General features: G+C 71.2%; 25 protein-coding genes and 1 pseudogene. 14 read left to right on the top strand and 12 right to left on the bottom strand.

Annotated features, from left to right (window positions below):
* Positions 1-55: 55 nt before the first annotated feature.
* Together K1T35_RS27965 and K1T35_RS27960 are read right to left on the bottom strand one after the other, a co-directional pair.
* Positions 56-1273 carry an amidohydrolase family protein gene (locus K1T35_RS27965; RefSeq protein ID WP_220254797.1) on the bottom strand — a complete coding sequence of 406 codons (1218 nt, stop codon included), beginning with the start codon at positions 1271-1273 and terminating at the stop codon, positions 56-58.
* Positions 1270-2643, bottom strand: coding sequence for an MFS transporter (locus K1T35_RS27960; protein ID WP_220254796.1), 1374 nt, complete (start codon positions 2641-2643; stop codon positions 1270-1272). Before K1T35_RS27960 ends, K1T35_RS27965 begins: the two co-directional genes overlap by 4 nt.
* Before the next feature lie 70 nt (positions 2644-2713).
* Between K1T35_RS27960 and K1T35_RS27955 the strand changes: the two genes are divergently transcribed.
* Positions 2714-3607, top strand: a complete 894-nt coding sequence (locus K1T35_RS27955; protein ID WP_220254795.1) for a MurR/RpiR family transcriptional regulator — start codon at positions 2714-2716, stop codon at positions 3605-3607.
* Positions 3608-3620: 13 nt separating this feature from the next.
* Here the strand turns inward: K1T35_RS27955 and K1T35_RS27950 are convergent, their stop codons facing one another.
* Entirely contained in the window at positions 3621-4265 is a 645-nt protein-coding gene (locus tag K1T35_RS27950) for a YdcF family protein (RefSeq protein ID WP_255620807.1), read from the bottom strand.
* 151 nt (positions 4266-4416) lie between these two features.
* Positions 4417-5010 (bottom strand): TetR/AcrR family transcriptional regulator, encoded by a 594-nt coding sequence (locus tag K1T35_RS27945; RefSeq protein WP_220254794.1) that lies wholly within the window; start codon positions 5008-5010, stop codon positions 4417-4419.
* A gap of 211 nt (positions 5011-5221) precedes the next feature.
* On the opposite strand from K1T35_RS27945, the gene K1T35_RS27940 reads away from it, so the two are divergent.
* From K1T35_RS27940 to K1T35_RS49095, 3 genes and pseudogenes are all read left to right on the top strand, one after another.
* Positions 5222-5905 (top strand): hypothetical protein, encoded by a 684-nt coding sequence (locus K1T35_RS27940; RefSeq protein ID WP_220254793.1) that lies wholly within the window; start codon positions 5222-5224, stop codon positions 5903-5905.
* Positions 5906-5915: 10 nt separating this feature from the next.
* Positions 5916-6584: pseudogene (locus K1T35_RS49825) on the top strand (alcohol dehydrogenase catalytic domain-containing protein); the annotation flags it as partial.
* Between the two features lie 55 nt (positions 6585-6639).
* On the top strand, positions 6640-6882 hold the full coding sequence (locus K1T35_RS49095) for a hypothetical protein (RefSeq protein WP_255620805.1): 243 nt from the start codon (positions 6640-6642) through the stop codon (positions 6880-6882).
* A 22-nt stretch (positions 6883-6904) separates the two neighbouring features.
* On the opposite strand, the gene K1T35_RS49090 is transcribed toward K1T35_RS49095, so the two are convergent.
* The gene (locus K1T35_RS49090) at positions 6905-7372 is read right to left on the bottom strand and encodes an ester cyclase (protein WP_255620804.1); all 468 of its coding nucleotides are present in this window, start codon (positions 7370-7372) and stop codon (positions 6905-6907) included.
* 117 nt (positions 7373-7489) lie between these two features.
* Between K1T35_RS49090 and K1T35_RS27930 the strand changes: the two genes are divergently transcribed.
* Complete coding sequence (locus K1T35_RS27930; RefSeq protein ID WP_220254791.1) at positions 7490-7921, top strand: MarR family winged helix-turn-helix transcriptional regulator; 432 nt, start codon at positions 7490-7492, stop codon at positions 7919-7921.
* A gap of 7 nt (positions 7922-7928) precedes the next feature.
* Here the strand turns inward: K1T35_RS27930 and manD are convergent, their stop codons facing one another.
* The 6 genes from manD to K1T35_RS27900 form a co-directional block, all read right to left on the bottom strand.
* Positions 7929-9122: a D-mannonate dehydratase ManD gene (gene manD / locus K1T35_RS27925; protein WP_220254790.1), complete on the bottom strand. Its 1194-nt coding sequence runs from the start codon at positions 9120-9122 to the stop codon at positions 7929-7931.
* Positions 9123-9149: 27 nt separating this feature from the next.
* Complete coding sequence (locus tag K1T35_RS27920; RefSeq protein ID WP_220254789.1) at positions 9150-10019, bottom strand: carbohydrate ABC transporter permease; 870 nt, start codon at positions 10017-10019, stop codon at positions 9150-9152.
* A complete protein-coding gene (locus K1T35_RS27915) occupies positions 10016-10906 on the bottom strand; it encodes a carbohydrate ABC transporter permease (RefSeq protein ID WP_220254788.1) in 891 nt (296 codons plus the stop codon). The genes K1T35_RS27920 and K1T35_RS27915 overlap by 4 nt, the downstream gene beginning before the upstream one ends.
* A 13-nt stretch (positions 10907-10919) precedes the next feature.
* Complete coding sequence (locus tag K1T35_RS27910) at positions 10920-12200, bottom strand: sugar ABC transporter substrate-binding protein (RefSeq protein WP_220254787.1); 1281 nt, start codon at positions 12198-12200, stop codon at positions 10920-10922.
* A gap of 75 nt (positions 12201-12275) precedes the next feature.
* A complete protein-coding gene (locus K1T35_RS27905) occupies positions 12276-12947 on the bottom strand; it encodes a response regulator (RefSeq protein WP_220254786.1) in 672 nt (223 codons plus the stop codon).
* On the bottom strand, positions 12944-14527 hold the full coding sequence (locus K1T35_RS27900; protein WP_255620803.1) for an ATP-binding protein: 1584 nt from the start codon (positions 14525-14527) through the stop codon (positions 12944-12946). Before K1T35_RS27900 ends, K1T35_RS27905 begins: the two co-directional genes overlap by 4 nt.
* Before the next feature lie 119 nt (positions 14528-14646).
* On the opposite strand from K1T35_RS27900, the gene K1T35_RS27895 reads away from it, so the two are divergent.
* The 4 genes from K1T35_RS27895 to K1T35_RS27880 all read left to right on the top strand — a co-directional run bounded on the left by K1T35_RS27895 (position 14647) and on the right by K1T35_RS27880 (position 18403).
* Positions 14647-15636, top strand: a complete 990-nt coding sequence (locus K1T35_RS27895) for a tripartite tricarboxylate transporter substrate binding protein (RefSeq protein WP_220254785.1) — start codon at positions 14647-14649, stop codon at positions 15634-15636.
* Complete coding sequence (locus tag K1T35_RS27890) at positions 15633-16136, top strand: tripartite tricarboxylate transporter TctB family protein (RefSeq protein WP_220254784.1); 504 nt, start codon at positions 15633-15635, stop codon at positions 16134-16136. Before K1T35_RS27895 ends, K1T35_RS27890 begins: the two co-directional genes overlap by 4 nt.
* A gap of 4 nt (positions 16137-16140) precedes the next feature.
* Positions 16141-17664, top strand: coding sequence for a tripartite tricarboxylate transporter permease (locus K1T35_RS27885; protein WP_220254783.1), 1524 nt, complete (start codon positions 16141-16143; stop codon positions 17662-17664).
* 70 nt (positions 17665-17734) lie between these two features.
* Positions 17735-18403, top strand: a complete 669-nt coding sequence (locus tag K1T35_RS27880; protein WP_220254782.1) for a methyltransferase domain-containing protein — start codon at positions 17735-17737, stop codon at positions 18401-18403.
* A gap of 8 nt (positions 18404-18411) precedes the next feature.
* Here the strand turns inward: K1T35_RS27880 and K1T35_RS27875 are convergent, their stop codons facing one another.
* Positions 18412-19449 carry a LacI family DNA-binding transcriptional regulator gene (locus K1T35_RS27875; RefSeq protein ID WP_255620802.1) on the bottom strand — a complete coding sequence of 346 codons (1038 nt, stop codon included), beginning with the start codon at positions 19447-19449 and terminating at the stop codon, positions 18412-18414.
* Positions 19450-19712: 263 nt separating this feature from the next.
* Here K1T35_RS27875 and K1T35_RS49085 point away from each other — a divergent pair, with 263 nt between their 5' ends.
* From K1T35_RS49085 to K1T35_RS27855, 5 genes are read left to right on the top strand one after another with little or no spacing between them, the layout of a single operon-like run.
* On the top strand, positions 19713-21035 hold the full coding sequence (locus K1T35_RS49085; RefSeq protein WP_255620801.1) for an extracellular solute-binding protein: 1323 nt from the start codon (positions 19713-19715) through the stop codon (positions 21033-21035).
* On the top strand, positions 21032-21925 hold the full coding sequence (locus K1T35_RS27870) for a carbohydrate ABC transporter permease (RefSeq protein ID WP_255620800.1): 894 nt from the start codon (positions 21032-21034) through the stop codon (positions 21923-21925). Before K1T35_RS49085 ends, K1T35_RS27870 begins: the two co-directional genes overlap by 4 nt.
* A 49-nt stretch (positions 21926-21974) precedes the next feature.
* A complete protein-coding gene (locus K1T35_RS27865) occupies positions 21975-22838 on the top strand; it encodes a carbohydrate ABC transporter permease (protein ID WP_220262897.1) in 864 nt (287 codons plus the stop codon).
* Between the two features lie 10 nt (positions 22839-22848).
* Entirely contained in the window at positions 22849-23538 is a 690-nt protein-coding gene (locus K1T35_RS27860; RefSeq protein ID WP_220254779.1) for a ThuA domain-containing protein, read from the top strand.
* Positions 23523-24626: a Gfo/Idh/MocA family protein gene (locus K1T35_RS27855; RefSeq protein ID WP_220254778.1), complete on the top strand. Its 1104-nt coding sequence runs from the start codon at positions 23523-23525 to the stop codon at positions 24624-24626. The genes K1T35_RS27860 and K1T35_RS27855 overlap by 16 nt, the downstream gene beginning before the upstream one ends.
* The last annotated feature ends 987 nt before the right edge of the window (positions 24627-25613 follow it).

Below are 25613 nucleotides of genomic sequence, written 5' to 3'. Positions count from 1 at the left end.
GACGGACGACCGCGTAGCCGATCGATCGGATGGGGGACGTGACGTCGATCATGTCCTACCCGCTGACGATGGTGCCGGTCTGTATGACGTGCCGGAGGTGCTTCGGCTCCACCAGCACACCGACGTCGGCGAGTGGGTCGCCGTCGAACACGAGGAGGTCGGCGTGCGCGCCGGGCCGCAGCGCGCCGATCTCGCCGGGCATGTTCACCAGTTCGGCCGCGACGGACGTGGCCGACCGGATGATGTCGAGCGGCGCCTGCACCTCGGCGCGCAGCCGGAACTCGTGCCTCTGGTGGCGGTGCATGCCGCCGAGCAGGTCGGTGCCGTAGACGATCTTGACGCCGCCGCGCGCGGCGCGTTCGAGGGCCGCAAGGCCCGCGCCGAGCACCTCGTCGACCTTGCGCCAGCTCGACTCCGGGAGCCCGAACTCGCGGCCCTCCTCCTTGAGGGCCCAGTAGGTCACCAGCGTCGGCACGAGGAAGGCGTCGCGGTCGCGGAACAGCTCGACGCTGCGGTCATCGAGCAGGTTGCCGTGCTCGATCGAGCGGATCCCCACCTCCAGTGCGCGGTTCACGGCGCGGGCGGTGTAGGCGTGGGCGGCCACGTACCGGTTGGCGGCCGTCGCCTCCTCGACGATGGCGCGCAGCTCCTCGACCGCGTACTGGGTGGAGTCGATGCGGTCGGTCGGCGACGCGACCCCGCCGGAGGCCATCACCTTGATGTGGTGGGCGCCCTTGCGCAGCTCGTCGCGGGCGGCGGCGCGCACGGCGTCCACCCCGTCGGCGATGCGGCCGAGGCCCGCGCAGCACGGGTGGTCGTCGTGGCGGTGGGTGCCGCGGGGACGCCCGTCGCCGTGCCCGCCGGTCTGGCTGAGCGCCCGCCCGCAGAACAGCAGGCGCGGCCCGCGGACGAGGCCTTCCGCCTGCGCGTCGGCGAGCCCGTAGTCGGCGCCGGAGGCGTCGCGGACCGTGGTGAACCCGCGGTCGAGCATCTGCCCCATGATCCGGGCGCTGTGGGCCGCGACGTACGACGGGGAGAGCGAGGGGAGCGAGCTCAGGTCGGCGGTGAGCGCGGTGACGTGGACGTGGGCGTCGATCAGGCCGGGCATCACCACCGCGCCGCGGACGTCCTCGGTGGGCACGTCGGGCGCCGTGAGGCCGGTACCGATCTCGACGATCCGGCCGTCGGCGCACCGGATGTCGCCCTCGACGTAGCTCCCCTCGGCGGGGTCGAGCAGCCGGGCGTTGCGGAGCAGCAGCGAGCCAGCGGTCACTTCGACGGCACCTCCACGCGTTCGGTGAGTTCCTCGAGCGAGCGGCCCGCGGTGGACAGGCCGAACACGAGGACGCAGATCACGCCGACGGACAGTACGGCCGTGGTGAGCCCGAAGACACCGGCGAACCCGAGGCTCGCGGCGGACAGGCCGATGATCGTGGGCGCCAGGATGCTGCCTACCCGGCCGAACGCGCTGGCCAGGCCGGTTCCGCTGGCCCGGATCCAGGTGGGGAACACCTCGGGGGTGTAGGAGTACAGCCCGGCGTAGGTGCCGTTCAGGAAGAACGAGAGGACGGCCCCGGCGAGGGTGATCGACCACGGGGCGTCGGTCTGGCTCAGCCAGAACGCGCTGACCGCCGAGCCGCAGAGGTAGAGCGCGATCGTGTGCTTGCGGTCGAGCCGTTCGGTGAGCCATGCCGCGGAGAAGTACCCGGGGATCTGGGCCAGGTAGATGATGATCGAGAACTCGAAGCTGCGGGTCACGGTGATCCCGCGCTCGATGAGCAGCGTGGGGATCCAGGAGAAGAACCCGTAGTAGGAGAAGGTGATGACGAACCAGATCGTCCAGATCACCGCGGTGCGCCGCGCCATCGCCCGGCTCCACAGGAACCGGAGCGCGGTCAGCAGGTTGACCTTCGGGGTATCGGTCGCGGGCTCCGCCGCCGCGGCGGGGACCGGCGGCAAGGGCTGACCCGTGGCCTTCTCCACGTCCCGCTCGATGGCGAGGACCACCTTTTCGGCCTCCTCGCGACGCCCGTTCGCCAGCAGGTAACGCGGTGACTCCGGCAGGGAGCGGCGCCACCACAGCAGCATCACGATCGGCAGCGCCGTGATGACCTGCGCGATCCGCCAGCCCTCCGGGAGCGGCGTCACGACGAACCGGCCGATCAGCGCCGCGGCCACGAAACCGAAGGAGAAGAAGCCTGCGAGCGCGCCCACGAACCACCCGCGCCTGCGCGCCGGTACGAACTCGGACAGGAACGGCGCGATGATCGCGCTCTCGGCGCCCGCCCCCGCCCCGGCGAGGACCCTCGCGGCGAGGAAGAGCTCGTAGTTCGGCGCGAACGCCGCGACCACCGAGAACGCGGCGTAGAAGGCCAGCGCGTACATCATGACCTTCTTGCGCCCGATGCGGTCGCCCAGTATCCCCGCGGCGATCGCGCCGAAGAGGAAGCCGAACGGCGCCGCCGAGCCGATCAGGCCGAGCTGGGCGTTGTCGAGCTGCCAGACCTCCTTGGCGCTCGGCAGGAGGAACGCGACCACCGCCGCGTCCATCGCATCGAACGTGTAGCCGAGCCCGCCGATGAGCAGCAGCTTGTAGTGGGGACGGCTCAGGGGGAGGCGGTCCAGGCGTGCCAGCAGGGTCACCGCGGCAGCGTATGGTGCAAATTTCGGCAGATGCAACGGATGTTGCACAGATTTTGCAATGATGGGTCGCATGACCGACGGGGACGCCGACGACGGCCTCGAGTACTGGCTGCGCGGCCGGCTGCCCCCGCGCGGGCTCCGGCCCAAGTCGGCCGCCGTGCTCGAGGTGCTGATCTCGCAACCGCGGAGGGCCTCGTTCGGGTCGACCGCCGAGCTCGCCCAGCTCGCAGGCGTGAACGTCGCCACGGTCACCCGCACCGCGCAGGCGCTGGGCTTCGCCGGCTGGCCCGCGCTCCAGCAGGAGCTGCGGGCGCGCTATCTCTCGTCGTTGACGGCTCCGCAGGTGGCCGAGGCGCGGACGGGCGTCGGCTCGCCCGGGCTGGCCTCGCTGCGCCGTGATCTCGACGGCCTCGCGCTGCTCACCAGGCGGTTCGACGAGGACGACATCCGGGCCGCCGCCGAAGCCGTCGCAGCCGCCCGTCGCACGGTCGTGGTCGCCGAGGGCAGCTACGCCTCCGTCGGCCTCGCGTTCGCGCACAACGCGCGGCTCGCGGGCTACGACGTGCAGGCCGTGACCGCCGAAGGGCTCGCCAACGCGGTGGCGGCGCTCACCGCCGACGACGTCCTCGTCGCGATCAGCTTCTGGCGCCTGATCGAGAACACCGTCCGGGCCGCGAACGAGGCACACCGCAGGGGTGCCCGGGTGTTCGTCGTCTCCGACGCGGCCAGCCCCGCGCTGGCCCGTGCCGCGGATCGGGTGCTCATGGTCCCGGCCGAGGGCGTGACGTTCTTCCCGTCCCTGACCGCGGGCATGGCCATGGTCCAGGCGATCGTCGCGCAGCTCGCCGCCGTCGACCCGGCCCGGACCAACGCGTCGATCGAGGCGGCGGAGGCGATGTGGGCGCGGTTCGACCTGATGCACCGGCGGCCGATTCCGAAGCTGTTGCCGCCAACAGCGGAGTGAATACCAGGACGGGTCATCTGAGCAGTCGGCTCGTGTACCCGCGGTCCACGAGCCGCGCATACGCCTTCTCCACGTCGATCGGTACGTCTTGCTCGACGGCGAATCCCCGTCGCGGGTATTCGATGACGCGCTGCAGATCACCCACGATCATGTCGACCACGAGTCGCTGGTCGCCGATACCGCTCAGGTAGTCGGGGAAGGACAACCGTTCGGATGCGCACACGACCTGCAGTTCCGGCCATACCTTTCCGGCAGTGGCGAAGGCGCGCCGTTGCGTGTAGGGCTTGGAGATCAGCAAGGCCGAGCGCGGCTCCAGTCCGGCGGCGGCGAGGACCTTGCGCGAGAGCTCGATGTTGGCCCCGGTGTTCGTCGCGTACGGCTCGACCAGGATCGCCTGCGCAGGTACGCCCAGCTTCATCGCGTGCTCGCGGTAGTGCGCCGCCTCCCCACGGGGGAACCGTTGCCGCGTCGTCGGACTGGTCGCCCCGCTGAATACGACGACCGGGAACAAGCCGGCGTGGAACAGCTCCGATGCATGGACCGCCACGCCGAGATCGTGGCTGCCGAGCCCGATGGCCACGTCGCAAGGGCGGAGCGCGTGGCCCATCTGGTGGTATTCCCAGATCGACTCGGCGTCGTGCAGATCCCGGTCCGGCACCGTGTCCGCAGGGTGTGAGCCCACTCGGGAACCACCTCCCATCGCGTCTGATTCGGAGCAGTTCTCGATCATCGTCGCACAAATCCGTTGAATGCCGGTGGCGAGCGGCTTGACGTCCCAGCCGGCGCTCGCGGCCCGGCAGGTGATTCCCTCAAGATCCGTGGCCGAGCGCCGCGAGCACGCCGGGGGCGGCCAGTCGTCGGTACATGCTGGCGAGCTCGGCGGGGCCGTGTGGGAAGTCCTGGTCGACCCACCAGACGAGCAGACCGAGCATTGCGGCGGTGCAGAACTCGGCGACCACGTCGACGGGCAGGTCCGAGCCGGCAGCGGCGAGGTGCGGGCGCAGGTGCTCGCGCAGCATGCCGCCGATGACGCCGTGCAGGTGTCGACGGACGACGTTGCCGCCCCGCTTGCCGCACATCGCGCGGTAGACGCGCCGGTTGCGGTAGGCGTGTCCGAAGACGGCGGCGGCGGGGGAGGTCGGGTCCGCCGGTTGCACGCCCGGCCGCATCGCGTCGAGATCGCGCCGCAGCTCGTCGCGCATGGTGTCGAAGCCGGCGACCAGCAACGCCTCCTTGTCGCGGAAGTGCGCGTAGAACGTCGATCGACCGACGTCGGCGCGATCGAGGATGTCCTGCACCGTGATGCGCTCGTACCCCTTCTCGAGGACGAGCGAGATCAATGCTTCGTGCAGGATGCGGCAGGTACGGCGAACGCGTCGATCTTGGTTTGCGGCGACGGCCATGCCGGCCTCCCGGACATTCCGTGAGATCTGTTCGGTAGCGGACACCCAGGGCGGACTGCTTGTTGACCGCGGTCCGGCCCAGTCGAACAGTTTGTTCGACAGCGAACACGTTGTCCAGAGATTCGGGGAGGCGTCTCCAATGTACGAGCTACCGGTATACGTGTGGGCATTGGTCATGGTGGGAGTGGTCGGAATACCTGCCGTGACAGGTGTGGCGTTGTACCGCGGTGCGGTCGCCGTCGGCATGGGCCGGCGCACGGCAACTGTGATCGTCACGGCCGCGGGCGCCGTATGGGCCGGTTGGCTCGTGACCAGTGGCGCGCTCGCCGCTGTCGGCGCCTTCCGCCAGGATCCCGGGGCCAACCGGCCGTGGATCGGGCTGGCCGCCGTCGCGGCGCTGACCGCGGTGCTGGTCGCGGCGCGCATCCCGGTCGCGCGTCGGATCCTCGCCGACCCCGGTGCTCCCGCCCTGCTGACGTGGCCGCACACGTTGCGGGTCGCCGGCGGCGTCTTCCTCGTCGTGTGGGCACTGGGCGGGCTGCCCGCCGCCTTCGCGATTCCCGCCGCCCTCGGCGACATCGCGATCGGGGTGGCCGCGCCGTTCGTGGCGCGGCGCCTGGCCAGTGGCATCTACGACGCACGCGCGGTGTGGTTCAACATCATGGGCATCGTCGACCTGGTGGTCGCTGTCGGGGTCGCATTCCTCGCCGGGCTCGGGCCTGCTCGGCTGCTCGACGTCACCCCGTCAACCGAGGCGGTGGCACTGCTGCCGCTCGCGCTCATCGCCACGACGGCGGTCCCGCTGGCGGTCGCCCTGCACATCGTGTCGCTGCGGCGGCTGCACGCCATGAGTCGGGGCAGGACAGGGATGGCGGCGGACGCGCTGACGCGGTAGGCAAGATCGGGTGTGGGCACAGCAGCTGACGGGGCCGTCGACGTTCCTACCGGTGGAGGTGCCCGCCCCGGCCGCGGGCGACCTGCGCCCCGGCGAGGTGCTCGTGGCCGTCGAACACGGCGGCATCTGCGGCAGCGATCTGCCCTACTTCCGGGCGGGCGGTCAGGCGGTGGCGGAGGGTGGCCGGCCCGCGGGAGCGCCGCCGGGCTTCCCGCTGCACGAGATCGTCGGGCGGGTGCACGCTTCCCGCGACCCCGGCGTCGTGGTAGGGGAGCGGGTGGTCGGCTGGGCGTCGGCGGCGGACGCGCTGGCGGAGCTCGTGGTCACGGCCGGGTCCGGGCTGCACCCCATCGCGGACGGGCGGCGCGCGCAGACGGTCGTGGCGCAGCCGCTGGCGTGCGTGCTCTACGCGGTCGACCAGCTCGGCGACCTGCGCGGCAGTCGGGTGGCGGTGCTGGGGCTCGGCTCGATCGGCCTGTTGCTCGCCTGGGCGCTGCACCGGCGCGGGGCGGCGGCCGTCATCGGCGTCGACCCGGTCGACCGCACCGCGCACGCCGCCGCTTTCGGCCTCGACGACGTGCTGGTGACGGCCAGCGGCCCGTGGGCGGCGTCGCTCGGCGCAGGCGATCGGCCCGATGTGATCGTCGAGGCGGTGGGGCACCAGACCGCCACCGTGGCCGACGCCGTGCGCGCGGTCGCCGACGGCGGCACGATCTACTGCTTCGGCATCCCCCGTGCACGAGGCCTACCCGATCGACGTCTACTCCCTGGTGCGGCGCAACCTGCGGATCGCGGGCGGCATCACCCGCGACCGCCGCGCGGTGCTCGCCAGGGCCCTCGCCGAGCTGCGGGAGTCCCCGCAGGTGGCCGACGACCTGGTCACGGACGTGCGGCCGGCCATGGACGCGGCCGCTGCTTTCGCGGCGGCCTGCACACCCCGCGAGGGCCGCCTCAAGACGGTGCTCACGGTGGATTAGGGCTCGTCGGAAACGTCCTCGGTCAGGATGGGCGCGGAGCCGGGCCGTTGGGGCCCGCGATCGCGCCGAGCTGGTTGAGGCCGTCCAGGACGTCGGTGCAGGTCCAGTACTCGACGAACTTGCCGCCGGACAGCCGCAGGATGTCCTGGCCGCTGAACGCGATCTCGGTGCCGACGGGTGCGGTGGCCCCGGGGAGCCCGCCCGCGTAGGTGGCGCGCATGGTCCATCGGGCCGAGAGCAGATCACCGTCGACGATCGGCCCGACGTCCACGGTGATGGCGATGTCGCCGAAGGCGGCCATCGTCTGCTCGATCTCGGGAATCAGCCGTGCGGGGCCCGTCGTCGCCTCGGAGTCGCTGCCGTCCGGCCGCGCCTGGTGCACGAGGAGGCCGGGGTCGAGGATTTCGTCGGCGTGGGTGAAGTCGCCGCGCCAGAGCTCGGCCCAGCGGCCGTACAGCTCGCGGGCCTCGGCCTTGGACAGGGTGTGCACAGTGGTCTCCGATCGCGGTAAGTTACCTGGGTGACGCAGTAGCTGTGTGACGCAGGTAAAAGCTAGGAGCGCTGAGAGGCCGTGTCAAACGGGAATCGTGGGGATCTTCTTGCGGCGGTGACCACGGCCGCACGGCGGCACCATGCCGCCTACACCCTGTTCAACCAGGGCCTCGCCGACCGGCTCGGGTTGCACCCGACGGACGTGCAGTGCGTCAGCCTGCTCGGTCTCGAGCCCGAACCGCTCACCACCGGTGACATCGCGAGGCTAACCGGCCTGACATCGGGCTCCGCCACCCGGCTGGTGGACCGGCTGGAGCGGGCCGGTCTCGTCGACCGGCGACCGGACCCGCAGGACCGGAGGAAGTCGCTGGTCTCGCTGAGCCCGCGGCGAGCTACCGAACTCGAAGCCGTGTGGGACGAGCCCGGCAGGGCCTTCACCGAGGCGCTCGACGACTTCACGGACGATGAGCTCGCGGTGATCGAGCGCTACCTGCGCCGCGCCACCGAGGTGGGCGGCGATCAGGCCGACCGGCTGCGGAAGCGGTGAAAAAGGTTCACCAGTCGTGGACCGTGCCGTCCTGCAGGCGGTTCACGGGCAGGTAGGCGGGCTGATACTCGAACTTCGCCGCGGCCTCCTTGTCCAGGGTGACGCCGATTCCGGGGGTCTCGCCGGGGTGCAGGTAGCCGTCGGAGAACGTGTAGGAGCGGCGGAACACCTCGTAGGTCTCGGCGGTGTGGGGCGCGAACTCCTGGATGCCGAAGTTGTGGATCGCGAGGTCGAGGTGCAGGCCGGCTGCCATCCCGACGGGGGAGATGTCGGTGGGCCCGTGGATGCCCGACTTCACCTGGTAGATCGCGGCGAAGTCGAAGAGCTTGCGCATGGCGGTGACCCCGCCGGTGTGGGTCACGGCGGAGCGGACGTAGTCGATGAGCTGCTCGCGGATCAGGGTCTGGTAGTCGAAGACGGTGTTGAACACCTCCCCGATGGCGAGCGGGGTGGTCGTGTGCTGGCGGACCAGGCGCAGGCCCTCCTGGTTCTCGGCCGGCGTGCAGTCCTCCATCCAGAACAGGTCGTAGGGCTCGAGGGCCTTGCCGAGCTTGGCCGCCTGGATCGGGGTGAGCCGGTGGTGCACGTCGTGCAGCAGCGGGAGCTCGGGGCCGAACTCGTTCCGGACGGCCTCGAAGACCGTCGGGAGGTGGCGCAGGTAGGCGCGGGTGTCCCAGACCTCCTCGGACGGCAGCCCGGTCCGATCCAGGGGGTTCCCGATGCCGTAGATCGTGTCCAGGCCGGGGACGCCCGACTGCACCCGGATCGAGCGGAAGCCCTCGTCGCGGCGCGCCCGTACCGAGTCCAGCAGCTCCGGCACGTCCCTCCCGCGTGCGTGCCCGTAGGCCATGATCCCGGTGCGGCTCGCCCCGCCGAGCAGCTGGTAGAGCGGCATGCCCGCGGCCTGCGCCTTGATGTCCCACAGCGCGACGTCGACGGCGGCGATCGCGGCCATCGTCACCGGGCCGCGCCGCCAGTAGGCGCCGCGGTAGAGGTACTGCCACGTGTCCTCGATGCGGTGGGCGTCGCGATCGGCGAGCAGCGGGACGACGTGGTCGCGCAGGTAGCTCGCCACGGCGAGCTCGCGCCCGTTCAGGGTGGCGTCGCCGTAGCCGACGAGGCCGTCGTCGGTGGTGATCTCGAGGGTGACGAAGTTGCGTCCCGGGCAGGTGACGATGACGTCCGCGCCGGCGATCCGCATGGAGATCCTTCCGTTAGCTCGCCTTGGTTAGCTCTTGGTGGCGCCGGCAGTGAGACCGGCGACGAGGTAGCGCTGCCCGAACACCGCGGCGAGCACGACCGGGACGCTCATCAGCGTGGAGGCGGCCATCAGCCCGCCCCAGTCGACGCTCGCGTAGGAGATGAAGTTGAACAGGGCCACCGGGAGCGTCTTCGTGTTCTCGTCGGAGAGGATCAGCGCGAAGATGAAGTTGTTCCAGCTGAACACGGTGGCGAGCACGCACGCGGTGGCCGTTCCGGCGGTGGCGAGCGGCAGCGAGATCCGCAGGAACGCGCCGAACGCCGAGAGCCCGTCCACGCGGCCGGCCTCTTCCAGCTCCACCGGGAGGCCCTCGAAGAAGCCGATCATGATCCAGGTGATCAGCGGGACCGAGACGAACATGTGGCTCAGCACCAGCACGGCGTAGCCGCCGACGAGCTCCAGCCGCGCGAACACGTAGTACCAGGGAACCAGCAGCGAGATCGCCGGGATGATGCGGGCGATCAGCACCCAGCCGCCGGCCCGGCTCATCCCGAACCGCCCGATCGCCCACGCCGCCGGCACCGCGATCAGCGCGGACAGCACCGTCGACACCACCGCGACGATGATCGAGTTCACCATCGCGGGGAGGAACACGCCCTGGTCGAAGACGGTGCGGAAGTTGTCGAGCGTGGGGGTGAAGACGACCGCGTCGGCGGTGTTGCTGATCTGGACGTTGGTCTTGAACGCCCCGAGCGCCATCCAGACCAGCGGCAGCGCGAACACGAGGCTGACCAGCGTGATCGCCGCCAGCCGCATCCGCTCCAGGCGGCGTTTGCGCGGATCGACGGCACGCCGCACGGGGGTGGCCGCCGTGGGCCGGGACAGGGTGGCGGTCATGATCCGGCCCTCTCCGATCGGATCCTGAGGACGACGACGATCCCGATGATCAGCACGGTGAACAGGACGAGCACGGCCGCGGCGAGCCCGTACTCCGAGTAGTCGAACGTGATGCCGTAGGCGTAGACGTTGAGTGTCTCGGCCTCGTAGCTGGACCCACCGCCCGCGCCCTTCGTGGCGTAGATGAGGTCGAAGGTCTTGAGCGCGTCGACGCTGCGCAGCACGAGCGCCGTGACGATCGTGGTGCCGAGCATCGGCAGCGTGACGAGGCGGAACCGCTGCCAGGCAGTGGCGCCGTCGACGAGCGCCGCCTCCTCCGGCTCCTCGGGGAGCGTGGTGAGGCCGGCGAGCAGCAGGAGCGTCATCATCGGCGTCCACTGCCACACGTCGATCAGCACGAGCGTGGGCAGCGACTGCGCCGCCGAGCCGAGGAACGGCTGCGGCGGGATGCCGACGAGGCCGAGCAGCGCGTTGGCGATCCCGACGGTCGGGTCGAGGATCAGCAGCCACACCACGCCGACGGCCACCGGTGTGGCGAGCAGGGGGATCATCAGGATTGTGCGCATCCAGCGCATCCCGCGGAACGGGCGGCGCAGGAGCATCGCCAGCGCCAGCCCGAGCACGAGTTCCAGTGCCACCGCGGCCACGGTGAACACCGCCGTGCGACCCACCGCAGGCCAGAACCGACGGGTGTCACCCAGCGCGTCGGCGTAGTTGGTCAGGCCGAGGAAGCGCGTATCGGCGTTCACCGCCCCGAACGCGTCGGTCAGGCTGAGCCACGCCGTGTAGGCCAGCGGGAACACGACCATCAGCCCGATGAACGCCACCGCCGGGGCGATCATCGTCCACTTCAGGCGGCGTTTCTCCTGCTCCAGGGTGCGAGCCACTAGATCCTCCCCGTCAGATCCGGCGCTGCCGAGCGTCGCGGGCGAGGAAGTCGTCGAACTCGTCCGAGGCGTCGCGCGCCGCCGCCACGACGTCCTCGCCGAGGATGGCGGCCACCATGGGGCGGCCGACGATGTCGCGGGCGCGCCCGACCTGCACCACGTCCGGCCGGTCGCGGGGCACGCCGGTGGCAGTACCGGCCTCCATCGAGGTGGCGAGGTCGGCCGGGAACGCCGCCCCGGCTTCGGGGTCCTGCCACGCGGACGTCCGCGCGCCGGGGACACCGGCGCGCTGCAGCGCGACCACCGTGGCCGGGCTCGTCGCCCAGCGCAGGAACTCCCACGCGGCGTCGCGGCGCTCCGAGAACGCGTTGATCGCGAGACCCCATGACGCGATGTTGTACGGCCGGGAGCCCGCGGGCCCTGCCGGGAAGGGAGCGAAGCCGGTGCGGTCGCCCACCAGCGAGGTCTTCGGGTCGACGAAGTTCTTGTAGACCGAGTCGGCGTCGATCACGAAGGCCGCCTTGCCCTGGGCGAAGATCGGCGTGATCTGCTCGAGGCTCATGTTGGTGACGCCGAGCGGCCCGGCCTCGCGCTGCAGTCTCCCGTAGTACTCGTAGGCGGCGAGCGCCTCCGGCGAGGCGATGCCGGAGCGGCCGTCGACGACGAAGTCGCCGCCGAACGAGTACAGGTAGCTGGAGAACTGGCTCACCGCGAAGTTGCGCTGGCCACGCCCGGCGAACCCGGTGAGGCCGGCGGCGGGGTCGTGCAGCCGCGCCGCCGTGGCGAAGAGTTCGTCGAGCGTGGCGGGCGGGCCGTCGGGCACGAGGTCGCGGCGGTAGTAGAGCGTGGCCCGCTCGGTGACGGTCGGCACCCCGAACACGCGGCCGGCGTTGGTGACCCGCTCGCGGGCTCCCTCCTGCATGTCGGCCCAGTTGTACCCGGCGTCGCCCGTGACGAGGTCGGTGAGGTCGGCGAACCAGCCGTTGCGCGCGAAGAGCAGCTGCTCCTGCAGCGGCCGGTACATCATCACGTCAATGTCCGGTGCGCTGGCGTTGAGCTTGACGTTGTATGTGGACGAGACCTGGTCGGCCGTCATCAGCGAGATGGACACCCGCCGGCGGGCGAGGTCCTCGAACTCGCCGATCCGCTCGCGGATGGCGGTGCTCCACACGTGGTTGCTCAGCACGAGCCGCAGGTCGCCGTCGGCCCCGCCGCCGGAGCGGCCGCAGGCCGCGAGGCCCGCCGTGACGAGTGCGCCGGCACCCGCGCGCAGGAAGTCCCGTCGTCGAAGCACGCCGCCCCCTCAGCCGCGTCCTGCTCTTCGTGTTGCTTGTCTGATGACTGGTTCGGACCATACGACAGATCCCGATCAGGCGCTCCAGCGATAGCGGCGCTCGGGCCGGCCGGTGCCGCCGTAGCGCAGGCGCACGGTCGCCGCGCCGGTGGCGACGAAGTGCTCGAGGTATCGGCGCGCACTCACCCGCGACAGCTCCGTGAGCTCGGCGCACTCCGCCGCGGATAGGTCACCGTCGTGCACGCGCAGCACCTGCTCCACGAGCTGCGCGGTGGGCGCGGTCAGGCCCTTCGGCAGCCGGGTCGTGCCGCCGTGGCGGCCGCCGAACACGCTGTCGATGTCGTCCTGCGCGGCCCGTTGCAGGCCTGCGAGGCGCCCGCGCACCCGCGCCACCCGCTCCACGTGCTCGCGCAGCGCGGCAGCGTCGAACGGCTTCACGAGGTAGTGCGTTGCGCCGCCGTGGAGGGCGGCCGTCACGGTGTCCGGGTCGTCGGCGGCGGTGATCACGAGGACGAACGGGTCGTCGGGGGAGCCGGTGCGCAGCTCGCGCAGCACCTCGAGCCCGGATCGGTCGGGCAGATAGACGTCCAGCAGCACGAGGTCGGGCCGCAGCTCGCCGGCGAGCCGCACGGCGTCGGCGCCGGTGTGGGCGACGCCCACCACCTCGCAGCCGGGGATCCGGGCGACGTAGCCGCTGTGCACGCGGGCGACCATGAAGTCGTCGTCGACGACGAGCACCCGCATCATGCAGGCACCTTCGAGGTCAGCGGCAGGCAGGCGGTGAACACGGCGCCGACGTTGTTGGGGCCGCCCTCGTTGTGCAGGGTGATCGTCCCGCCCCGGCGCAGGCACACCTGGCGGGCGAGCGCCAGCCCGAGGCCGCGGCCACCGGTGTCGTGCTCGGCGGCCTTGGTGCTGAAGCCGTGCCGGAACACCTCCTCGACCAGCTCCGACGCCACGCCGGGGCCGGAGTCGCGGACCGTCACGCGCACGGCCTCATCCTCGGTCGTCAGCCCCACCTCGACCCAGCCGGGGCCCGCGGCGTCGAGGGCGTTGTCGACGAGGTTGCCCAGCACGGTGACCAGGTCGGCCGAGAGCGCCGGGTCGCGCGCCGGGTCGACGGCGTCGAGCCGGCTGCCGGGCGCGAGCCGCAGCTCGGCCCCGCGCTCGGTGGCGAGGCTCGCCTTGGCCACCAGCAGCGCGGCCACCGCGGCGTCCCCGACGCTCCCGGTGACCTCGCGGCGCCACTGGTCGGACCCGGCCACGATCCCCGCCACGAACCGCCGCACCTCCTCGTGCTCGCCCAGCTCGGTGAGCCCGGAGATCGTGTGCAGCCGGTTGGTGAACTCGTGCGCCTGCGCCCGCAGCGTGTCGGTGACGTGACGGGATGCGTCCAGGCGGTTCTCGAGCGCCGCGAGCTCCGTGCGGTCCCGGAGCGTGACGACGGCGCCGACGGCCGCGCCGTCGACCACCACCGGCATCCGGTTGAGCACCAGCACCCGGGTGCCGTGCAGCACCACCTGGTCGGCGCCGGCCGCCCTGCCGGTGAGGACGTCGCACAGCCGGTCGTCAAGGCCGAGCTCGTCCACCCGGGTGCCGATGGCGTCGATCCCGAGCAGCTCTCGCGCCGCGGCGTTGAGCAGCGTGATCCGGTGGGCCCGGTCCAGCCCGAGCACGCCCTCCTTCACGCCGAGCAGCATCGCCTCGCGCCGCTGCACCAGCTCCACGATCTCGGCGGGCTCCAGGCCGAGGGTCTGCCGGCGCACGCGCCGCGCGAGCAGCAATGATCCGGCCACCCCGAGCACGACCGCGACCCCCACCAGCGCCGCGGCCGGCCCTGGCGCGGCGAGGAGCCCGGTGAGCAGCGGTGGCGCCTCGACCCGGGCGGCCACGAGCCCGACGACGCGCCCGTCGTCGGCGAGCACCGGCACGTGCGCCACGACCGTGCGCCCGTCCGGGTTGCCGACCCACGCCCTCCCGGCCGGCGCGGTGCTCTCCCCGGCCGGGAACGGCTCACCGACCTGCGCCGGGTCGGCGGCACTGCGCACGATCAGATCGGCGTCCACGATCACGATCTCGTCGGCGCCGGAGAGGTTGCGGGCGCTCGTGCCGAGCGCGGGAATCGGCCCGTAGTCGCGAGCGGCCAGCCGCTCGCGCACACCCGCCGTGGCCGCCACGTCCTCCGCCACCGACAGCATCCGCCGCCCCTGCGTCTCCCGGAACGCGGCGTCCGACTGGACCACCGCGAGCGCGGTGACGGCGACGAGCAACAGCCCCACGATCCCGAGCTGCCAGCCCAGGAACTGCCGCGCCAGCGTCCGTGCCACGTGACGGAGGGTCTCACGACCACAACGACCACAACGACCGATGTGCGACCAAGGCAGACAGCGGCGTCGCCGCAGCTCACGATGTGCGCCACGACATACCTCGACGGAGAGGGAAACACATGCGGACCCGGAGTGTGGTCGCAGTGCTCGTGGCGCTCGCCGCGGTGCTGCTGGTACCGCCGGCGGTCGGCGGGCTCACCGGTGGCGGCGACGGCACGCAGTTGCGTGGCCTGCGGTTCCTGGTGCCCAACGCGCCCGGCGGTGGCTACGACATCACGGCGCGCACGGCGGCCAAGGCCATGGAGGATGCCGGGCTCACCGGCGCGGTGGAGGTCTTCAACCTGCCCGGCGCAGGCGGCACGGTGGGGCTCGGGCGCACCGTCAACGAGAGCGGCAACGACCGGCTCGTCATGTCGATGGGCCTCGGCGTGGTCGGCTCGGTCTACACCAACGACTCGCCCGCGACGCTCACCGACACCACGCCGATCGCGCGGCTCACGCAGGAGACCGAGATCGTCGTCGTCGGCAAGGACTCGCCGCTGCGCACGTTCGACGACCTCCTGGCGACGTGGAAGGCCGACCCGGGCGCGGTGCCGGTCGGCGGCGGGTCCAGCCCGGGCGGTCCGGACCACCTCGCGCCGATGCTCATGGCCGAGGGCGTCGGGATCGACCCGCGCGCCGTCAACTACGTCTCCTACGACGGCGGCGGCGAGCTGCTCGCCGCGGTGCTCGGCGGCAAGGTCGCGTTCGGTGTCTCCGGGCTGTCGGAGTACGCCGACCAGATCGAGGCGGGCGAGCTGCGGGTGCTGGCGGTGACCGCGGCGCAGCGCGTGCCGGGCGTCGACGCGCCCACGCTGAAGGAGGCGGGCGTGAACGTGGAGTTCGCCAACTGGCGCGGCATCGTCGCGCCGCCGGGCCTGTCCGACGAAGGTCGCGCCGAGCTGGTGGCGGCGTTCACCGCGCTGCGCGAGTCGCCGGAGTGGAAGGAAGCCCTCGAGCGCAACGGGTGGCAGGACGCATTCCTGCCCGGCGACGACTTCGCGGCGTTCCTGCACTCCGAGAACGACCGCGTCGCCGGTGTCCTGCGGAACCTGGGGTTGGTGGCATGAACACGCTCGTTCCGTGGCTCCGTGAGCGCTCCGAGCTGGGCGTGTCGGCCCTGCTGTTCGCGGCAGGCGTTCTCGTGCTCGCCGACGTCCTGACCGCGCCCCGTTCCGGCAACGCCTCCGACCCGCTCGGCCCGAACGCCGTGCCGTTCCTGCTGGGTGGCCTGCTCCTGCTGCTCGCCGTGCTGCTCACGCTCGACGTGCTGCGCGGCGGCCACGGGGAGGCCGAGGCAGGCGAGGATGTGGACCTCGCGGTACCCGCCGACAAGCGCACGGTGCTCATGCTCGCCGGCGTGATCGTCGCGACCGCGGCGCTGATCCCGCTGCTCGGCTGGCCGATCGCCGGGACCGTGCTGTTCTGGGGCGCGACATACGCGCTCGGCTCGCGTGCGTTCCCACGCGACCTCCTGATCGCCGCGGGCGTCTCGCTGACGACGTGGCTCGTGTTCGACGCGCTGCTCGGCGTGGACCTGCCCGGCGGACCGCTCATGGGGCTGATCTGACGTGATGGAGAACCTCACCCTCCTGTTCGAGGGTTTCGGCCACGCACTGACGCCGGCCAACCTGCTGTTCTCGGCGATCGGCGTGCTGCTCGGCACCGCGATCGGCGTGCTGCCCGGCATCGGGCCGGCGATGGCGGTGGCGCTGCTGCTGCCCGTCACGTACGCGTTCGACCCGACGGGCGCGTTCATCCTCTTCGCCGGCATCTACTTCGGGGCCATGTTCGGCGGGTCGACGACGTCGATCCTGCTCAACACCCCCGGCGAGAGCGCGTCGGTGATGGCGGCGATCGAGGGCAACCCGATGGCCAGGGCGGGACGCGGCGCTCAGGCGCTCGCCGCCGCCGCGATCGGGCACTTCATCGGCGGCATCGCGGGTGCGCTCGGGCTCGTGCTGCTGGCGCCGTTGGTGGCATCGGTCGCCGTCAACATCGGTGCCCCCGACTTCTTCGCGATCATGGTGCTGGCGTTCGTCGCCGTCTCCGGGGTGCTCGGCAGCTCCCGGGTCCGCGGGTACGCGGCACTCGCGATCGGCCTGACGATCGGCCTCGTAGGGCTCGACCCGCTCACCGGCCAGGCGCGCCTGACCTTCGGCATCCCACAGCTCGCCGACGGCATCGACGTCGTGATCGTGGCGGTCGGGCTGTTCGCGGTGGGCGAGGCGCTCTGGGTAGCCGCCCACCTGCGGCGCACCGTGGACCGGCCGATCCCCGTCGGGCGGCCGTGGCTCTCGCGCGACGACCTGCGCCGCACCTGGAAGCCGTGGCTGCGCGGCCCGTTCATCGGGTTCACGTTCGGCTCGATCCCGGCCGGCGGCGCGGAGATGTCGACGTTCATGGCGTACGTGACGGAGCGGCGGCTCTCGAAGCGCCGCGACGAGTTCGGCAAGGGCGCGATCGAGGGCGTGGCGGGCCCGGAGGCGGCGGCAAGCGCGTCGTCGGCGGGAACGATGGCCACGATGCTCACGCTCGGCCTGCCGACCACCGCGATCGCCGCCGTCATGCTCGCGGCGTTCCAGCAGTTCGGCATCCAGCCCGGCCCACTGCTGTTCGAGAACGAGCCGGACCTCGTCTGGACGCTCATCGCCAGCCTGTTCATCGGGCTCGTGCTGCTGCTGGTGCTGAACCTGCCGCTCGCGCCGGTGTGGGCGAAGCTGCTGCGGGTGCCCCGCCCGTACCTGTATGCGGGGATCCTGTTCTTCGCCTGCGTCGGCGCCTACGCGGTGAGCGGTCAGCCCGTCGACCTGCTGGTGCTGCTCGCGATCGGCGCCGTCGGGTTCCTCATGCGGCGCTACGGCCTCCCGGTGCTCCCGGCGATCATCGGCGTGATCCTCGGACCGGACGCGGAGCTGCAGCTGCGCCGCGCCCTGCAGCTGGCGAACGGCGACGTCAGCACGCTGGTCTCCACGCCCCTGTCGGTCGTGGTGTACCTGGTGATCGCCGCCCTGCTCCTGTTCCCGCTAGTGGGGAAGCTGCGGAAGGGCCGCACGCCGACCCCACCCGAGCCGCCGAGGGAGCGAGTGGGCGTCTGAGCCCGTTGCGGCAATGCCACTTTCATGCAACCTCGTTGCGTGAAAGTGGCTTTGCTGCAATGACTGTGCTGTGCTCGTCACCTCCCGGTCGGGCGCGGAGTACCGCGCGATGTTCGACCTCGCCCCCGACGATCTCACCGGCTCGGTGCTGGACTGCTGTGCGGGCGGGTCCAGCTTCGCGGCCGAGACCGATGGCCGGATCCTCGCCGTCGACCCCGCCTACGCGATGGGTCGCGAGGAACTCGCCGTGCGGGTGCGGATGGCTCTCCACGAGGGCGATCGGATGATCGACCGGAACGCGGACCGGTTCGAATGGGGCTGGTACGGCACTCCCGGCCGGCGTGCGGACATGCGGAGGGCGGCGGCCGAGCTCTTCCTCGCCGACCTGAAAGGCCGCCCCGAGCGGTACGTCGCGGGCGCCCTACCCCACCTGCCGCTGTCCTCCGGGAGCGTCGATCTGGTGCTGTGCTCGCACCTGCTGTTCACGTGGGCCGACCGGTTGGACGAGCACTGGCATCGCCGGGCCCTCGCCGAACTCGTGCGCGTGGCGCGTCGCGAGGTCCGGATCTTCCCCGTGGTCGTGCAGGGAACCGGGGAGCCGGTGGGATTCCTCGACGCCCTGCGTGCCGAGCTCCGGGCGCTCGGCCACAACTCACAGCTTCGGGACGTGCCCTACCGCTTCCAGCGGGGCGGAATCCAGATGCTCCGGATCGAGGCCGCCGGCCATCGGCGGCGGTGACGCCGGATTCAGTTCTCCGGCGGTGCGGTGGTGCTGCGGACGACCAGCTCGGTCGCCAGCTCGACGTGGTGCGAGTCGAGCGACTCGCCTGCCGCCATCCGCATCACGGTCTTGACCGCGACGCGGCCCATCTCCCGCAGCGGCTGGCGGATGACGGTGAGCGGGGGAGAGGCCATGCGGGCGAGCTCGGTGTCGTCGAAGCCGGTGACCGAGAGGTCCTGCGGGATCCGCAGGCCGCGCAGTCGGGCGGCCTCGATGATCCCCAGCGCGATGGTGTCGCTTCCGCCGACGACGGCGGTGGGCCGATGCGGGAGGTCCAGCAGGCGCAGACCGGCGTGCAGCCCCACCTCGTAGTGGAAGTGCGCGTTGTGGACCAGGTCGGGGTCGGTGGCGATCCCGGCGCTCTCCAGCGCGGCGCGGTACCCGTGCAGGCGGGCCTGGTTGCAGCCCGAGCCAGGTGGCCCGCCGACGTAGCCGATGCGCCGGTGCCCGAGACCGAGCAGGTGCTGGGTGGCGGCCAGCCCGCCCGCGAAGTTCGTGGAGCCGACACTGGTGACCTCGACCCGGGGGAGGCTCATGGGGTCCAGGACGACGAGTGGCAGGCCGGTGACCGCAAGGGCGTCGATGTGGGCGCTGGTGAGGGCCCCGGTCACGATGACGACCCCGGCCCGCCCGCTCGTGGCGAGGCGGCGTGCCCACCCCTGCGGCGTTCCGGCGGGGAGATGCTCGTCGTCCACCTGGCCGATCACGATCGACGCGCCCACCTCCGCGCCCGCGTGCACGACCCCCTGGATCACCTCCATCGCGTAGGCGCCGAACCCGCCGTGGACGATCAGCTCGACCGTCGCGTCCGCGCCCGCCGGCCGGCGGGCCGACGGCGGCACGTACGCGTGCGCGCGCAGCAGCTCCTCGACGAGCGCGCGGGTGTCCTCCGCGACGTCATGGCGGCCGTTGACGACCTTGGACACGGTGGCCACCGACACGCCGGCCGACGCGGCGATCTGCGCGAGCGTGGTTCGTTCGGTCTGCCGCCCGCCGGCAGACACACGCGGTCCGGTCAGGGAGCCTCCTCCGGCCTCGGTGCCTGATGCACGCACGGTACGGCCAGCGGGGGCGTTCGGGGAACCCTCGGATCGAAAATTTTCGGTCGATAACATCCTGGAATACAGGCCTTGACGCCCCGAACGGGGGCTCATTATGGTGCGGCTCACGCGTTGTTGTTTCGAAAGTTTTCGGAGCTGTCGCACGGCAGCTCATCCGTCCGGATCGAGCGGCCGCACCGGTGCGGCCTGGCGCAACGGAGATCGACGTGGATCAGAAGCGGGTTTCCCGACGGTCGTTCCTGGCACTGGCGATGGCCGCACCGATCGGTGCGAGCGCGCTGGCCGCCTGCGGGACGTCCGGCCCCGGCCAGGCCCGCGCCGGTGAGGCCAGCATCTGGTACCTCACCGGCGCGCCCCAGGAAGGTCTCCGCAAGGCGTCGGTCGACGCCTTCAACGCCGCGCACCCCGACGGGCAGCTTGCGGCCACGTTCTTCGAGAACGACGCGTACAAGACGCGCATCCGCACGGCCGTCGGCGCGAACCAGGCGCCCACGATCATCTGGACGTGGGGCGGCGGCGGCCTGCGCGACTACGTGCGCAACGGCCAGGTGGACGACCTCACCGACTGGTTCGCCCAGAACCCCGACGTCAAGTCGAAGCGCTTCGAGACGTCCTTCGGCGCGGCCACCATCGACGGGAAGATCTACGCGGTGCCGTGCGAGCAGGTGTCGCCGATCGTCATGTTCTACAACAGGCAGCTGTTCGAGCAGGTCGGTGCGCAGCCGCCCACCACGTGGAGCGAGCTGATGGCGCTCGTGCCGGTGTTCAACAACGCCGGGATCGCGCCGTTCTCGCTCGCAGGGCAGTCGCGCTGGACCAACATGATGTGGCTGGAGTTCCTGTTCGACCGCCAGGGCGGGCCTGAGGTCTTCGATGCCATCGCCGCGGGCGAGCCGAACGCCTGGTCGCACCCGGCCGCGATCGCGGGCCTGACGAAGGTGCAGGACCTCGTCCGGGCGAACGGGTTCGTCAACGGCTTCCAGTCGATCGCCGCCGATGCCAACGCCGACCAGGCGCTGCTCCACCAGGGCCGGGCCGCGATGATGCTGCACGGCGCGTGGACCTACGGCTCGATGAAGGAGGAGGGCGGCGACTTCGTGCCGAGCGGCAAGCTCGGCTGGATCCCGTTCCCGGCGATCGAGGGCGGCGCGGGTGACCCGAGCACCGGCGTCGGCAACCCGGCGTCGTTCCTGGCACTGTCCTCCCAGGCGAGCGAGGAGCAGAAGGCGATCGCGCGCGAGTACTTCAAGTCCGGGCTGCTGACCGACGCGGACATCGACGGGTGGGTGGCCAGCGGCGCTGTGCCGATCGTCAACGGGGTCGACAGCAAGTTCTCCGGGCCCGACGCCCCCTTCCAGCAGTTCGTCTACGACTCGGCAACCCAGGCGTCGTCGTGGGTGCACTCATGGGACCAGGCGCTGCTGCCGGGCCCCGCGGACGAGATGCTCAGGAACATCGAGCAGCTGTTCTCGCTGTCGATCACCCCGGAGCAGTTCGCGGCGAACATGAATGCGGTCCCCTCGTCGTGACCGGCGGTTCGGTCAGTGCGCGGCAGCACGGGTCGCTCACGTGGCTCGTGCTACCGGCGTTGGTGTTCTTCACGGCGTTCGGGCTCGTCCCGCTGGTCGGGGTGCTCCTGCTGAGCTTCACCAGCTGGAATGGCATCGGCGAGATCACGCCGATCGGTTTCGAGAACTGGGCCGCGGTGCTCTCCGACCCCGGCCTGGTGCACTCGCTCGGCGTCACGTTCCTGATCATGGCGCTGTCCTGGCTGGTGCAGACCCCGCTGAGCATCCTCGTCGGGGTGTTCATCTCGGGCCAGCACCGCTACCGTGCCGTGCTCGCGGTGCTGTTCTTCACCCCGCTGCTGCTGAGCTCGGCGGCGATCGCCATCACCTACAAAGCGCTGCTGGATCCCAACTTCGGTCTCGGCGCCTCGCTGGGGATCCCGTTCCTGGTGCAGAACTGGCTGGGCGATCCCGTGCTCGCGATCGCGACCGTGGTCTTCGTCGTGTCCTGGCAGTTCATCCCCTTCCACTCGCTGATCTACCAGGGCGCGGTGCGCCAGATCCCCGCGTCGCTGTACGAGGCCTCCCGGATCGACGGCGCGGGGCGCATACGTCAGTTCTTCTCGATCACGCTGCCGCAGCTGAAGTACACGATGATCACGTCGTCGACGATGATCGTGGCCGGCTCGATGACGTTGTTCGACCTGATCTTCGTGCTCACCCTCGGCGGCCCGAGCGACGCCACCCGGGTGTTGGCGCTCGACATGTACCTGCGCGGGTTCCGGGGCAACATGATGGGACCGGCGAGCGTGATCGCGCTGATCATCGTCGTCGTCGCGGTGCTGCTCGCGATGGGCGTCCAGCGTCTCGGCGGTAAGGACGCCTCCGAGAGCCGGCTGGAAGGAGCCTGACGTGGCCACGCCGACCAGCACCACCGCCGGCGCGCGTCCGGAGGAATCCGTGCCGCGTCCGGGGCGGACACAGGCGCCGCGACGGCGCCCCGCAACCGCACAGCGGCCCAACTACCTCGGGGGTGTCGCGGGCTACGTGTGGCTCGCGATCATCATCATCCCGATCTACTGGGTCGTCATCACCAGCTTCAAGCCGCAGTCGGCCTACTACACGAGCAACCCGATGTTGCCCGCGGAGCCGACCCTCGAGAACTACCAGGCGGTGCTCGAGGCCGACTTCCTGAGGTACTTCACGAACTCGGTGATCGTGACGATCGGCGCGACGGTACCCGCGGTGCTGGTGTCGTTCATGGCCGCGTTCGCGATCGTCCGCGGCGGACGCAGCCCGTTCCTGCGGTTCAGCAACACGATCTTCCTGATGGGGCTGGCTCTCCCGCTGCAGGCGGTGATCATCCCGGTCTATCTGATCATCATCCGGCTGAGCCTCTACGACAGCCACCTCGCGTTGATCCTGCCCTCGATCGCGTTCGCCATCCCGCTGTCGGTCCTGATTCTGGCCAACTTCATCCGTGACGTGCCGAACGAGCTGTTCGAGTCGATGCGGATGGACGGGGCGAGCGAGTGGGCCACGATGTGGCGGCTGGCGTTCCCGCTGACCCAGCCCGCGCTCATCACGGTGTCGATCTACCAGGGACTGCAGGTGTGGAACTCGTTCCTGCTGCCGCTGGTACTCACCCAGAGCCAGGAGATGCGGTTGCTCCCGCTCGCCTTGTGGGCGTTCCAGGGCGAGTACGGGATCAATGTCCCCGCCGTGCTCGCGTCCGTGGTGCTCGCGACGCTGCCGATCCTCGCGCTGTACGTGGTCGGTCGGCGGCACCTGTTGGCCGGCATGACCGCAGGCTTCTCCAAGTGAAAGGACATACGTGAGCGAACGGCAGGCACTGGTGGTGCGCGGCGGCTGGGAAGGGCACCACCCGGTCGAGGCTACCGACCACTTCATCCCGCACCTCGAGGCCAACGGGTTCTCGGTGCGGGTCGAGGACTCGCCGAAGGTCTACGCAGAGTCCGACTACATGGCAGGCGTCGACCTGATCGTGCAGTGCATGACGATGAGCACCATCGAGAAGGACGAGCTCGCCGGGCTGACGCGCGCCGTCGAGAGCGGCACCGGGATCGCAGGTTGGCACGGCGGGATCGCCGACTCCTACCGGAACTCCAGCGACTACCTGCAGCTGATCGGCGGGCAGTTCGCCTGCCACCCGCCCAAGGCGGCCGAGGAGCGCACCGGCGAGCAGTCGGACTACTTCATCCCGTACCGGGTGGAGATCACCGCGCCCAACCACCCGATCATGGAGGGGATCGCCGATTTCGACCTCGTCACCGAGCAGTACTGGGTGCTGTCGGACGAGTACAACACCGTTCTCGCCACCACCACCGTGGGCAAGCACGAGTGGGAGCCGTGGCACCGGCCGATCACGTCGCCCGCCATCTGGACGCGGGACTGGGGCAAGGGCCGGGTGTTCGTCTGCACGCCGGGGCACGACATGAACGTGGTCCGGAACCAGAACGTCACCACGATCATCGAGCGAGGGATGTTGTGGGCCAGCCGCTGAGGGTCGGTGTCATCGGCGCCGGCAACATCTCCGGCCAGTACTCCGCCTGCCTGGCGCGGCTGCCGCAGCTGCGGGTCACCGCCGTCTCCGACCTGCAGCAGGAGCGGGCCGCTGCGCTCGCCGCGCAGCACGAGGGGGCCCGGGTGCTCGACCTCCCGGACCTGCTCGCGGCCGACGACGTCGACGCCGTCCTCGTGCTCACGCTGCCGTCCTCGCACGCAGACGTCGCGCTGGCGGCGCTCGCCGCGGGCAAGCACGTCTACGTGGAGAAGCCGCTCGCCACGTCGGTGGCGGAGGGCAGCGAGGTCGTCAAGGCGGCCGCCGGGGCCGGCCTGCGGGTGGGCTGCGCGCCGGACACGGTGCTCGGCACCGGCGTGCAGACCGCGCGCGCCGCCGTCGACGCCGGCCGGATCGGCACCCCGCACTCGGCCACCGCGTTCATGACCACGCCTGGCCACGAGCGCTGGCACCCGGACCCGGAGTTCTACTACCAGCCCGGCGGCGGTCCGCTGCTGGACATGGGGCCGTACTACCTGACGTCGCTGGTGCACCTGCTGGGCCCGGTGGCGCGGGTGGTGGGTGCGTCGACGCGCCCGTCCGCCACGCGGACGATCGGCTCGGGCCCGAAGGCCGGCACCTCCTTCGACGTTGCCGTCGACTCCACGATCACCGGGATCCTCGAGCACACCTCCGGCGCCGTGTCCACGCTGATCATGAGCTTCGACATCTGGGCGGCCCGGCTGCCCCGCATCGAGGTGTACGGCACCGGCGGCTCGCTGTCGGTGCCCGACCCGAACAACTTCGCGGGCCCCGTCGAGCTGTATTCCGCCACCGCGGTCGACGACGGCTGGGTGGACATCGGTGCCACGGCGGGGTACGTCGACTCCGGCCGTGGCTACGGACTGGCCGACATGGCGCTCGCGATCGCGGAGGACCGGCCGCACCGGGCGGGCGACGAGCTCGGCCTGCACGTCCTGGAGATCATGGAGTCGGTGCAGGAGGCCGCCGACACCCACGCGGCGGTGGAGCTCACCACCACTTGCGAGCGGCTGGCCGCCGTGGTGGGCACGGTGGATTTGACGCACTAGTACTGCAGCTCGACTTCGTGATCTTGCTGGTCGAGGCGGGGGAACGTGGACTGCCACCGCGCGACGGTTGTTGCGGTGTTGTTGGCGGGTCCCGTTCGGTGGTGGCCGCGCCCATGATCCGCAGTATCGGTTGCTCATGGTTGTGCCGGCAGCAATGAGCACCCGCTACTCGCGATCTTCCCGTGCATGATCCGGAGTTTCGGGTGCTCATGGTCGTGGCGGCAGCCGTGGACAACCGCTAGTTCGGATCATGCCCCGCCGCCGGTCGGGCGGCCGGGTCAGGCGCGATCGTGTCGATCCATCGGGTCGAGTCTGGTTGGGCGGCTGCCGGTGGGCGCGCCGTTCCCGGCCCGGGCCACCCGGCGCCCGCCCGTGATCCGGGCCTCGGCGGTGTTCCCTCCCGTTCACCTTGACCCGTTGCCGTGTGGAGGTGGCTGGGTCGGGTGCACTACCGAACCCTGGGGTTGCGCGGGCGGCCGTCCCCGACTGGGGGGCACGCCTGTTCTTGACGAGACCGCCGCGGGTTGGGTGCCACGCGACTGGCTGTGGTCCCGACCCTCCACACCCAGCCCTCTCCCGGATGATCGAGGCGAGACCACCCCGGGGCTGGGCCGCGGGCAGCCCCATGATCAGGAAGAGCGGGGCACCAGCTGCAGGGGTGCCGCGCAGGTCCCGATCCCGCTGTCACGCCCCAGGTTCCCGGGTCGGCCAGGAGGCGAGGATCGGGACCACAGCCAGTCAAGTGGCTCCCAAATTGCGGTGGTCTCGTCCGGAACGGGCGTGCCCCCCAGTCGGGGACGGCCGCCCGAGCAACCACATGATTCGGTAGTGCACCCGACCCAGCCACCCCCGCAAGGGGAAGGGGGTTGAGGTGAACCGGTGGGAACACGCCGGCAGCCCTCGGCTGGTGGGTGAGGCCTGGGGCTACCCGGGGCCGGGTACGGCGCGCCCATGAAAGCGTCCGGCACCCCACCGCACCCCCCGGGG

Source organism: Pseudonocardia sp. DSM 110487, from assembly GCF_019468565.1.
Classification (GTDB): Bacteria; Actinomycetota; Actinomycetes; order Mycobacteriales; family Pseudonocardiaceae; genus Pseudonocardia.
Note: the sequence above shows the minus strand (reverse complement) of the source record. Positions and strands in the feature narration are given on the sequence as shown.